The sequence below is a fragment of the Olivibacter sp. 47 genome (assembly GCF_030372825.1).
Classification (GTDB): domain Bacteria; phylum Bacteroidota; class Bacteroidia; order Sphingobacteriales; family Sphingobacteriaceae; genus Olivibacter; species Olivibacter oleidegradans.
Genome location: NZ_JAUCNR010000001.1, coordinates 816631 through 828844, shown reverse-complemented (window position 1 = coordinate 828844; position 12214 = coordinate 816631). Strand labels below are relative to the sequence as shown.

The window sequence follows — 12214 nt, the reverse complement described above, 5'->3', positions numbered from 1 at the left end:
CAAAAGCAGGAACTAAGCCTGCTTCGATTGATAGAATTAGTGTTTTAGCATATCGTGGGCATATAGTATACCGAGGCCGTACGCACCGCCATATTTTTTTACTAAATCGGTTACAGGTTTGTAGGTTTCCTGTCTTGCCCAATCGCGTTGCAATTCTAACAGATACTGAATAGCAGTTATGGGTTTTGCACCCATTTGTACCATACGGGTAACAGCTTGCTCATGCGCCTCTTTACTGACGTCGCCGCAAGCGTCTGTAATCACGTACACTTCATATCCTTCGCTGATGGCGGATAATGTAGGGCCTACGATACAAACACTGGTCCACAACCCGGCGAAAACAATTTTCTTTTTATTCTTTCCGGTAATTGCTTGGTGTGCATTTGTATCTTCCCATGTGTTCATGGTGGTTCTGTCTATATAACCGCTTGTAGATTGTGGATAGAACGTTTCTATCTCGGGAAATACCGGTCCGCTAAATGATTTCTCGGCCACAGTGGTGACAACCGTGGGCACTTTAAATATTTTGGAGGCACCGGCTACAATACCGACATTATTCCTCAATTCATCCATTGTAATGCTCTTCGTGGCAAAAGACATTTGCCCTTCGTGATCAATCATTACCAACGTATGGTTGGTAGGGTTTAGTAGCTCGGGGCTTGGTTTTTGCGCAAATGCCGCTATTGAAAATGATACGACAGCGAATGTGGAAAGTAACTTTTTCATTTTAGTTTTTGTTGTTGTGATTGCTATAATTAATTGTGTTTCTGCCTTGTGTTTGATATGTTTTTTAAGAGGTTCGTGTACAAAGCTTTTTGTTAAGCAAAACTAGGGACTCTACGGGCGCTTTCCATTGAACTGGTTCAAGAAATGATAAGTCCATAAAGTTTTTATGTGACACTTCGGAGTAGGGCGCTTTCCGCTTAATGCGGTATGTTTATTTTCGAAAAATCGACCTCGCTTTAGGATGGCAGGTGAAGGTGGTATGGGATCAATTCAAAACAAATAGCTTTGCTTTACGTGGAGTATTGGCCGCAGGTGTTTTTTTATATAACGTTAATTTCAGCAAAAACCGGAATTTCGAGCTTATTCTGCTATGTTGTCCGCTAACTTATTTTCCGGAAAGACGCTTTCTTATTTTACTTAGAAACTCAGCCGATATACCTAGGTAGGAGGCGATATAGTGTTGTGCCACTCTTGTGGGGATGCCGGGGTATAGTTTCAAAAAGTCTAAATAGCGGTCTGTTGCACTCTTGGAGATCGTATGGAGCACTCTATTTTGAAACGTACATAAATGGCGCTGTACGATGATGCGGAAGAATCGTTCGAATTTAGGGATCTTCTTTAAAAGTATTTCTTTGGTTTGGGGGGTCACTATATAGAGCTCGCAGTCCTCCATGGTTTCAATAATCATCTGTGAAGGCGTTTGTTCGTGAAACGAGGCCATATTACTTACCCACCAATCTTCTACTGAAAATAAAAGTGTTACTTCAAGGCCATCTTCGTCAATATAATAGGACCTGATGCAGCCCTTCTGGATATAAACTTCAAATTTGCAAATCTCACCTTGTTGAAGCAGAATAGTTTTTTTAGGTACTTTCTTGAAAGTTAGCAGTTCGGTGAAGAATTGCGTTTCATCTTTGGTTAATGTAATATGCTTGCTTACATTGTTAATAATATTTGAATACATAAATCTGTATTAGCAGTTCAATTTTGGCCGATTGCTTTTTTAAAATGTTTCCGCTGCTGTAATTGCTTATCCAGTCTGCGCTTCTATGAGCGTGTAAATATACGGCTTAATTTTCTTTCGGGAAGCTGATGGCTGAAAGCTGAAATAATTAGCCAATGAGCCAATGAGCCAATGTGATAATAAGCTAGTGCGACTGAAAGCCGACGCAAATAAGTGATGAGTGATGAGTGATGCCTGCCTGCCGGTAGGCAGGAGTTATGAGTGTTGAATGAAGAATTTTTTTTGTTGTCCCTTATAGCGGAAAGCTGACTGCTGATGGCCGAAAGCTGAAATAATTAGCCAATGTGATGATGAGTGCGAAAGTCTAACAAAAAGCAAAGACCTGAGCCGATTATTTCTTTTAATCGGCTCAAAAAAACGTTATATTTGAGCCGATTAATTATGCTAATCGGCTCATTATGTACAACTGGCAATATAAAGATTGGCCCAATTTTACCTATTCGACAACACACCTGGCATCTACCGGTGTTGCATTTGCTAAGGAACTCGGCTTGATAGGTGGTCTTATAACCGGCTTGAATGATGAGTTGAGGCAGGAAGCTCTAATAGAGGTTCTGATAGCAGAGGCCATCAAAACATCTGAAATCGAAGGAGAATATATGAGCCGTGAAGATGTTATGTCTTCTATCAAGAGAAATTTAGGGTTAAATGATGAAGCTCCCGTTCGCGATAAGCGAGCGACCGGGATAGCTAAATTGATGACCACTGTTAGAACAGATGCTGCGGAAAAGTTGTCTCTCAATATGATCCGGCATTGGCATCAACTTTTAATGGAGGGCTTTCCCAAAATTAGTGGAGGCGAATGGCGTAAAGGTGAAGAGCCGATGCAGGTTGTCTCGGGCGCTTATGGAAAAGAGACTATACATTACGAGGCACCTCCATCTTCCCAAGTGCCAAAAGAGATGGAACAGTTTATGGACTGGTTTCACCGCGATCATTTTGACGTAAAAGACGACATCATGCGGGCTTTGTTAAAGGCTGCAGTAGCCCATGTTTATTTTGAATCTATCCATCCCTTTGAAGATGGAAACGGACGCGTTGGAAGAGCCCTGGCCGAATATACACTCTCCAACACACTCGGGAGCCCTGTTTTGCTGTCCATATCTAAAACCATTGAAAAAGACAAAAAGCAATATTACGATGCACTAAAGCAGGCACAAGCGGGCTTAGACTTAACAGCATGGATTCATTATTTTACGCAGGTTATAGTAGAGGCACAACGGAATGCGAGAGAGCTGGTTGAGTTCACCGTAAAAAAGGCCAAATTTTTTGATCGGTTTACCGCTCTTCTGAATGAGCGGGAATTAAAGGTCATTAAACGAATGCTCGAAAATGGATTGGAGGGCTTTGAAGGTGGAATGACGGCTAAAAAGTTCATGGCGATAGCCAAAACTTCTAAAGCAACTGCTACGCGAGATTTACAGCATTTGCATGCTATAGGGATTTTAAATCAAATTGGTGCCGGCAGATCTGTTAGGTACGAATTGGTTTTGTAAATAGGCGTTCGTGGAAATAAGTGATGCCTGCCTGCCGGTAGGCAAGAATTTTTTTGTTGCTGCCCTTTATAGCCGAAAGCTGAAATAATTAGCCAATGTGATGATTAGCCAATTTGATGATGGCTGGTGCTGCCTAAAGCCTAGAGCTTATAGCATAAACCTTATTAGCAGTAACACCAAGTAAAGCCGAAAGCTGACATCCGAAAGCTGACATCCGAAAGCTGACATCCGAAAGCTGACTACTGATAGCTGACAGCTAATCACAAGCTATCGGGGAGATTTTTACCTAGATATATTTCAAAAAAAGCCCGCTTGAAAACTTCGCCGATTGGGATTTCGGCATTTTTTATATAAATAGTGTGCACATCAAACGAATCGATGCGCTTGAGGTTTACCAAGTAAGATTTACTCACTCTGACAAAACGACCGGGCTTTAGGTAACCGGAAATTGTCTTCAGGTTCATGGCGGTGACGATCTTGTTATTTTCTGTAAAGATCACGACGTAATCTTTTAATCCCTGAACATACAAAATATCGTCGAAGAAAATTTTGTGGTAGCGCCGCTCGGCTTTTATAAGGATAAAATCACTTTCGATACTTTCTGTAACCCCTTGCTTGTCTAAAAGACCGCGATAGAAAAACGCCTTTGCGATGGCCCGCTCTAATCGTTCTCTTTCAACCGGCTTTACGAGGTAATCGATCGCATCGGCTTCATAACTTTCTAAAGCATATTCGGAGTAGGCGGTAACAAAAATCACTAATATTTCCTTCGGAAGTGATGCGGCAAAATTTACCCCGTTTATTCCAGGCATCTCTACATCTAAAAAAATAAGATCGACGGGATTGTTGCTGATAAAATCATGGGCTTTTCTTGCACTGTTGAAACTGCCTAATATGACGATATCCGGAATTCCTTGCAGGTGCAATAGTATCCCTTCCCTGGCCAATGGCTCATCGTCGACGATAATACAATTCATATCGGTATACTTAAGATTACTTTATATAAATCGTCCCCATTGTCGATGTCAAGTTTGTAGCTCTTTCCATATAATAAATCTAATCGACGAATGATGTTGGCAAGTCCCAGCCCACCCGTTCGTATAAAAAAAGGTTCATTCGGTTTTGTATTGACACAGGTAAAGATCAACCTTTTTCCGATGTTTTTAAAACATAATGAAATGCTCGAAGGCGCTTCGGTATCTGCACTGTGCTTCACGGCGTTTTCTACAAAAGTAAGAAAAAGACCGGGGGGTATTGAAGTGTCCAATAAATCGGTAGGTTGTTCGTTGGTAATTTCAAAGCTAAATTCGTCACGCCTAATTTTTTCCAGTGCTAAGAAATCCCGTAAAAATTCAATTTCTGACTGTAATGATACGGTCTGTCCACGAGTTTCATAGAGTTGATAACGCAAAAACTGGGACAGTTTCTTGATAACGGTTGAGGCTTTTTGTGGATCTTTTGAAATCAGTACATTGACGTTGTTGAGCATGTTAAACAGAAAATGTGGGTTTATCTGGTTTTTTAGTTCGCGAAGCTCAATCTGCAAGGTGTTTTTTTCCAGATCATTAATCCGTGTGGAGTCTTTTTTCCACCGCTGCAATAGCTTAATTGAGGTGGAGGCTATTACGGCTATGCCCAATATGTTCAAATTATCTATGATGGTAGCAAGTGGGCCGTAATTCTCCTGATCGTTTGTCAATCGATAGGTTTTGAAAAAGTAGTCGAAGATACCGTTTGACAGCACCTGCATGATCGATATCATGATCAGGATCATCATCAGGATCGTAAATAAGTAAACGAAATAACGGTCTTTGAACAATAGCTTGGGAACAAGAATATACATATTCATATACACCATCGGTATAAATAGCAGTAATTTTGTAGCACCATAAAATAGGTCGTAATTTCCTGCATACTTCTTTGTTCCATTGAAATTCGGAATTTCAGTTAAGATGATGTAAATCCAGATCAGTAAATGCCGATAAATCCGATAATTGTCTTCGACAAGAAAATCTACAAACCAGTGTTGTCGGGAGGAATTGTCTTTCATTTACAATATTCGTGAGCACACCCAATTATGCTATACCAAAGTAAGGTAAAAGATTGTTGTCGTAAACTGATTTTTATACAAACGTACCTTTTTTTTATATAAACCTACCATTTTCACCGTATTAGGGGATGCTTCTGACCGGTCTTTCGGGGATGGTATACAAATGAGACCAATAGCCGGATTTGGTATAAAAAACCATCCCCCTTTGTATAAAAAAACAGCCGGCCATGATACCGCCATATACATTTGTCCCACACTAATTCCGAGCAACAGGCGGGATTTTTCAAATAAAAAAGAGATTATGGATCAGGTGCTAATTTTTAAAACAGACGTTGATTGTATGGACGATGTAAATAGGCTAGCCGCTCTTTTAGAATCAACCGGTAAGGTTAGGCAATGGAGTTTTGATCTTACGGATTGCGACAGAGTCTTGCGGCTTGTCTCAACCGATCTGCATCCGCGAACAATTGAAAAATTATTACGAGCAGAAGGGATCTGCTGCGAAAACATGGCTTATGAATTATAACGAGTAACTACCCTCGGCTAATAGCAACGTATCACATTCACCGACATCAATTATATTTAATGAGTAGATCACTGTTTTTAATTATCCTGCTACTTCCAGGCTTAAGTAGCTATGCGCAAAAGAAATTCACGATCCATGGAACGATCAAAGATGCCAGCACGGGAGAGACCCTTATCGGGGCGTCCATAAGGGTGCAGGGCTTTAGTGCTTTAGGTACTACCACCAATAGCTATGGCTTTTATTCGCTCTCCCCCGCGGAAGGAGAACACACCTTGTTGTTTAGTTATATAGGCTATGAAACGGTTGTTGAAAAGGTTTCATTGCATGGCAATCAAACGTTGAACGTATCGCTTACACCGAGGGGTACATTAGAGGAAGTGGTTATCCGGGCAGATCGTTCAGATCATGATCAAATCCGATCGCCACAGATGGGGGTAGAGAAACTCAATATGGCACAGATCAATATGGTGCCCGTGGTAATGGGTGAGCGGGATATTTTAAAGACAGTCACGCTGATGCCCGGCATTAAATCGGGAGGAGAAGGGAACACGGGGTTCTACGTTCGGGGTGGTGCTGCCGACCAAAACCTTATTCTTCTGGATGAAGCGCCTGTCTATAACGCATCTCATTTACTGGGCTTTTTCTCTACCTTTAATTCGGACGCCATCAAAGACGTGAGTATTTATAAAGGTGGGATGCCCGCTGAATACGGAGGGCGCTTATCATCTGTGCTTGATGTAAAGATGAATGAGGGTAATAATAAAAGATTTACCGTTGAGGGTGGCCTGGGATTGATTGCTTCGCGTTTAAAGGTGGAAGGGCCGATTGTGAAAGATAAAGGATCTTTTATGATAAGCGGCCGCAGGACATACGTGGACCTATTTCTGAAGGCTTCTTCGGATTCTACGGTTAATAGCAGTACCTTATATTTTTATGATCTGAACGCCAAAGCCAATTATCATTTTGACGACAAGAACGCGCTCTATTTATCGGGGTATTTCGGTAAGGACGTATTGGGCGTGCAGGATATCTTCGGGACGGATTGGGGCAACAGCACGGCTACTATACGGTTTAATCACTTGTTCAGCAGTAAGCTGTTTTCTAATACTTCCCTGATTTACAGTAATTATCGGTACGCCGTTCAACAGTTTCAAAATGAGGAGGATGTTAAGATTACCTCGCGTATACGGGATTTTAATCTGAAACAGGATTTTCAGTACACACTAAATAGTAAACATGCCATCAAATTTGGCGCAAATGTAGTGCATCACAAAATATCGCCGGGTGATGTCCGTGCTAGCGCTAATTCCAGTTTTAATGATCTTCATGTTGAAGATCGGTACGGTTATGAGGCTGCAATTTACGCGAGCGACGAGTGGAAGCCAACTGATAAGCTTACATTGCTTTATGGGCTACGCTTGAATGGGATGTTTGTGATGGGCCCCGGAACGTTTAAAACATACAATCCGGATGGGACGGTCTCAACAACTACAGCAGTTGGCTCAGGCGATCTGGTGAAATCCTACCTTATGCTGGAGCCACGGTTTTCTGCTAGTTATCTGTTGAACGATCGGACTTCGGTTAAACTGTCCTATAATCGCAATACGCAAAATATACACTTGCTCAGCAACTCTACCAGTAGTACGCCTACTGATCTGTACGTAATGAGTAGTAATAATATTAAGCCGGAAATTGCCGATCAGCTATCAACCGGATATTTCCGGAATTTCAGCGATAATAATTACGAATTCTCTGCTGAAGTTTATTATAAATGGATGCAAAACCAGATTGACTATAAAGACGGTGCTGAACTGATGGTTAATCAGGATGCTGAATCACAGTTAACCTATGGTACGGGAAGGGCTTACGGCATGGAGTTATTTGTAAAAAAGAGACACGGCCGACTCAATGGCTGGATCGGTTATACCTTATCACGCACGGAAAGAAAGTTTGATGCAATAAACCAAGGTAATTATTACCCTGCACGGCAGGATAGAACGCATGATCTTTCAATCGTGGGAATTTACAAATTAAACGATCGTTGGACTTTCTCCGGTACGTTTATATACGGAACGGGCAATGCGGTTACTTATCCTACCGGCAAGTATAGCCTCGGCGATCGAACCAGGTTTTCTTATTCGGAACGCAATGGGTATCGCCTACCCGCTACGCACCGGCTGGATATAGGGGCTACGCTGGAAGGAAAAGAGCATAAGCGCTATCACTCGAGCTGGACTTTTAGTATTTACAACGTATATGGCTACCACAATCCTTATGCAATTACTTTTCGGGATAGCAAGACCAATCCAAATACTACTGAGGCGGTACGGACGAGTCTGTTTCCCATACCGATACCTTCTGTAACCTGGAACTTTAAATTTTAACATTTATACAAGCACGGATGAAAAATTCAATAAACTGCATCATTTATCTCCTTATCGTTTCTTTTCTAAGCTCCTGCGAAAGGGTGATTGAACTCGAGCTACGAGATGATATAGGACGCCTGGTGATAGAGGCTAACTTTCATGATCAACAGGGGGCGCAAACTGTTCGGCTTAGCACCAACGTTCGTTTCTCGGAACCAAATACCTATCCCCCTGTGACGGGAGCGCAAGTTAGTGTGGAAGACGACGCGGGTAACACTTATATATTTAAGGAGGGCCCCGCCGGTATATATACAACCGATACGGTGGCTGGTGTTTATGGAAGAACTTATTCGTTGAAGGTGCTTACGGGAGATACAACGTTTAGTGCCCGGTCAAAAATGCCTTCCCCGGTAAAATTGGATTCGATAACCGCCCGAAAGGATGAATTCGGAGAACATGAAAATGCGCGGATAATCAGTGTCCATTATCAGGATCCTGCGGGCGTTTCTAATCAATACCGGTTTGTCTTATACTTGAACGGCGTACTTGTTAAACGCGATTTTGTGAATGACGATCGGTTTAGCGACGGACGTTCTGTTGAATTGGATCTACCTTTAGGCGATGATGACGATGATTTAGAAGTACTTCCGGGCGACCGTGTTGAGGTGGAGATGCAATGTATCGATAAGCCAATTTACACCTATTGGTATTCATTGGCCTCGCAGCAGGGAAGCGATGGCCCGGGCGGAAGCGTAACCCCGGCAGACCCACCTACGAATATCACACCCACATCATTGGGATATTTTAGTGCACATACCACGGAAAGAAAAAGTATAACGGTGAAATAGTATTGATGGAGTTTGTTGGATATTGGTTGCTCGTTATTGGTTGTTAGTTGTTAGTTATTAGTTATTAGTTATTAGTTATTCGTTATTGGTTGCTCGTTATTCGTTGTGAGGTTAGTTAATGAGCCGATTAGCCGATGTGATGATGAGCCAATTAGCCGATGAGCCAATTAGTTAATTGGTCAATTAGTCAATGGCGTTGAACCGTTGGATAGGGAAGTAGTTAAGTTGTTGAGAAGTTAAGTTGTTGAGAAGTTAAGTTGTTGAGTAGTTAAGTTGTTGAGTAGTTAAGTTGTTGAGAAGTTAAATAGTTGAGTAGGGAAGTGGTTGAGTTGTTGAGTTGCCTGTTGTGTGAAGGGGTAAATTTTTTAGCGAAAATTATGCAGCCTTGATCCTTTTGTTTCTTTTCCCATCAAGGGGAAAAGAAAATGAAAATTTTAATTAAAAAAAATAACAATGAAAATTAGAAGAAAAGCCGATACAAATGATGAGCGATGCCTGCCTGCCGGTAGGCAGGAATTTTTTGTTGCCGCCCTTTATAGCGGAAAGCTGACTGCTGATGGCTGAAAGCTGGAAATAGCCAATGAGCCAATGTGATGATGAGCATTTTATAAGTGATGAGTTATGAGTGTTGAATGATGAGTCTTTTTGTTGTCCCTTATAGCGGAAAGCTGACTACTGATGGCTGAAAGCTGGAAATAGCCAATGAGCTAATGTGATGATGAGCTAATGTCATGATGGGGCTGGTGATACCTAAAGCCTACAGCTTATAGCATACGGCCTTAAAAGCTTACACCTATTGATCGCTGACATCCGATAGCTAAACCATAGCAAGGGATAACAATAAAAACCTCAAAAGAAACAAACCGGGGAGAACGGTGTTTATTATTGGATAGACCAACGAGCTTGGAAATAAGAAATGGCCTATGGAGATCAAGATTGCTCAAATATCGGACGAAGCAGGTGCCTTCGCTGCATTGACTTTAGCTTTCAGCGCTGATCCGATGGCGCGCTGGTCTTTACCGGACCCCGCAAAATATTTAGCCGTATTTCCCGCCTTAGCCAAGGCCTTTGGCGGAAACTCATTTACTGAGGGGACAGCCTACCTGGCTAATGGCTTTGCCGGTGCTGCTTTGTGGCTGCGACCCGGTGCCCGATCTGATGAGGAAGCTTTAATGAAGCTGTTCGATGAAAATGTGGAAGGGGAGGTGAAAAAAGATATGCCGGGGATTTTTGAACAGATGGAGAAATTTCATCCAACCGAGCCGCACTGGTATTTGCCGATGATAGGTGTAGACCCGGCCTTTCAAGGGGCGGGAGTGGGCTCCGCATTGATGGCGGAGGCGCTCAAGACCGTCGACAGGGATGGATTGATCGCCTATCTTGAATCTTCGAACCCGAAGAATATACCACTATATGAGCAACATGGTTTTGAAGTTATTGGCGAAATCCAATCAGGCAATTCACCGGTTTTACGGCCCATGTTGCGTAGCGCGCGACGGTAATGTATAATAACCGGTTAATGTGTTCTGGCTAATGAATTAAGGTCTTTATAATCTCGTTTTGAAAGGTGTTGAGGCTGGTGGTATACATATTGGTAAGGAGTATAATCGTAATTTTCTCCTGTGGGATATACAGCAGCCGTGTTGTTGTTCCCCAAATGGAACCTTGCCGCTCATTCATAACAACTTCGCGATTATTGATCTGTAATTTTCGGATCCATAAACCGAAACCATAGGATTCTAAATAGGGTGTCAGCATCATCTTTAAACTGGAATTAGCAAGTAATCCACCGTTATATAACGCTTCTGAAAACAATAGAAGGTCTTCGGCGGTGGAGTACATCGCTCCGGCTGAATAGAAGTTTTCGATATAATAAAATGGATCGTTTTTTAGTTCTTTGGAGCTCTCATCTATGCTATAAACAGCGGCTAGATTTTCTGTTACTTGCTGATAGGAGCACATCCCCGAATGATGCATCTTCAAGGGCTGCAATAGTTGGGTTCTCAATACTTCTTCATAAGGCCTACCATAAATTGCCTCAATAATTTTGCCTAAGATCACATAATCTGCATTATTGTAACTATAATGTTTGCCGGGTTCATTTTCCATTTTGCCACTACAATATCGCTGTAAAATTTCGTCGGTGGTGTACTTCTTCAAAAACATGGAAGGTACTTCATTCGGGTTTTCGCCGGCCTCGCTGTTTTCTATACCGGAGGTGGCGGTTAAAAGGTGAAAAATGCTTGCCTTATCGCCGGCTGCTCCGGTGTAATTGGGTAAATACGTTTTTATCGTAGCATGTAGGTCCAATTTACCTGCTTCGTATAATTGCATAATCAGAACAGCTGTGAACAGCTTGGTAATGGAAGCAATCTTATACTTCGTATCCGGTTGATTGGGTACGTCAAATTGGAAATTGGCCGTTCCAAAACTCTTCAGGTATGTTTTGTTTGCCTGTTTTACTAAAATGGTTCCATTGTAATGGTTCGCTTTTGCATATTTATCGATAAACTTTTCGGTATGCTTCCACTGGCCTAATGAGTCAGTTGTCAGAAGCAGGAAATAAGCAATCCATATAAAAGTTCTCACTGTATTAAAAATAGATAGCGTGTTTAACATAATTTGTGTTGTTTGCTAAACGCACACGAATTAAATGCCATAATTATAATTAGTTGTTTTTGAGTGTCTTGATTGTGTTTTTGCTCCTTTTCATTGCACGTTTTCGAACAGCAAATGTTCGCTTTTGGTCTTCGTTATTTTGAGTTGTTGACTAGCCGGTTAGCCAATTAGCCAATTAGCCGATTAGTTAATTGGTCAATTAGTCAATGGCGTTGAACCGTTGGATAGGGAAGTGGTTGAGTTGTTGAGTAGTTAAGTTGTTGAGAAGTTAAATAGTTGAGTAGGGAAGCGGTTGAGTTGTTGAGTTGCCTGTTGTGTGTTGCGCGTGATGAAATCACACGGGGCTCTCGCGTGTAGGACAAAACGGCCTCATAAGATGAGCGTTAAGAAAAATTTGCATAGTGAGGAAAAGAAACAGTGTGAAGAAGTGAGGGACGAACGGCTCCGCGCTGTTGTGTGAAGGGGCAAATTTTTTTAGCGAAAATTATGCAGCCTTGATCCTTTGTTTCTTTTCCCATTCCAAGGGGAAAGAAAAGTGAAAAATTTAATTCACCGACTG

General features: G+C 41.9%; 10 protein-coding genes. 5 read left to right on the top strand and 5 right to left on the bottom strand.

Going from position 1 to position 12214, the window contains the following annotated elements; genetic code table 11:
- Nucleotides 1-36: 36 nt before the first annotated feature.
- Entirely contained in the window at nt 37-726 is a 690-nt protein-coding gene (locus QT327_RS03570; protein ID WP_130856674.1) for a hydrolase, read from the bottom strand.
- Nucleotides 727-1111: 385 nt separating this feature from the next.
- On the bottom strand, nt 1112-1690 hold the full coding sequence (locus tag QT327_RS03565) for a Crp/Fnr family transcriptional regulator (RefSeq protein WP_130856675.1): 579 nt from the start codon (nt 1688-1690) through the stop codon (nt 1112-1114).
- A 458-nt stretch (nt 1691-2148) separates the two neighbouring features.
- On the opposite strand from QT327_RS03565, the gene QT327_RS03560 reads away from it, so the two are divergent.
- The gene (locus tag QT327_RS03560) at nt 2149-3246 is read left to right on the top strand and encodes a Fic family protein (RefSeq protein WP_149106071.1); all 1098 of its coding nucleotides are present in this window, start codon (nt 2149-2151) and stop codon (nt 3244-3246) included.
- A gap of 260 nt (nt 3247-3506) precedes the next feature.
- On the opposite strand, the gene QT327_RS03555 is transcribed toward QT327_RS03560, so the two are convergent.
- Nucleotides 3507-4223, bottom strand: coding sequence for a LytR/AlgR family response regulator transcription factor (locus tag QT327_RS03555; RefSeq protein WP_149106070.1), 717 nt, complete (start codon nt 4221-4223; stop codon nt 3507-3509).
- Nucleotides 4220-5296 carry a sensor histidine kinase gene (locus tag QT327_RS03550; protein ID WP_149106069.1) on the bottom strand — a complete coding sequence of 359 codons (1077 nt, stop codon included), beginning with the start codon at nt 5294-5296 and terminating at the stop codon, nt 4220-4222. The genes QT327_RS03555 and QT327_RS03550 overlap by 4 nt, the downstream gene beginning before the upstream one ends.
- A gap of 301 nt (nt 5297-5597) precedes the next feature.
- Here QT327_RS03550 and QT327_RS03545 point away from each other — a divergent pair, with 301 nt between their 5' ends.
- The 4 genes from QT327_RS03545 (at nt 5598) to QT327_RS03530 (ending at nt 10538) form a co-directional block, all read left to right on the top strand.
- Nucleotides 5598-5822 (top strand): hypothetical protein, encoded by a 225-nt coding sequence (locus QT327_RS03545; RefSeq protein WP_130856679.1) that lies wholly within the window; start codon nt 5598-5600, stop codon nt 5820-5822.
- 59 nt (nt 5823-5881) lie between these two features.
- Nucleotides 5882-8206, top strand: a complete 2325-nt coding sequence (locus QT327_RS03540; RefSeq protein WP_149106068.1) for a TonB-dependent receptor — start codon at nt 5882-5884, stop codon at nt 8204-8206.
- A 17-nt stretch (nt 8207-8223) separates the two neighbouring features.
- Nucleotides 8224-9036, top strand: coding sequence for a DUF4249 domain-containing protein (locus tag QT327_RS03535; protein ID WP_149106067.1), 813 nt, complete (start codon nt 8224-8226; stop codon nt 9034-9036).
- A 1001-nt stretch (nt 9037-10037) separates the two neighbouring features.
- The gene (locus tag QT327_RS03530) at nt 10038-10538 is read left to right on the top strand and encodes a GNAT family N-acetyltransferase (protein ID WP_289552030.1); all 501 of its coding nucleotides are present in this window, start codon (nt 10038-10040) and stop codon (nt 10536-10538) included.
- Between the two features lie 28 nt (nt 10539-10566).
- On the opposite strand, the gene QT327_RS03525 is transcribed toward QT327_RS03530, so the two are convergent.
- The gene (locus QT327_RS03525; protein ID WP_149106065.1) at nt 10567-11655 is read right to left on the bottom strand and encodes a serine hydrolase domain-containing protein; all 1089 of its coding nucleotides are present in this window, start codon (nt 11653-11655) and stop codon (nt 10567-10569) included.
- Nucleotides 11656-12214: the final 559 nt, after the last annotated feature.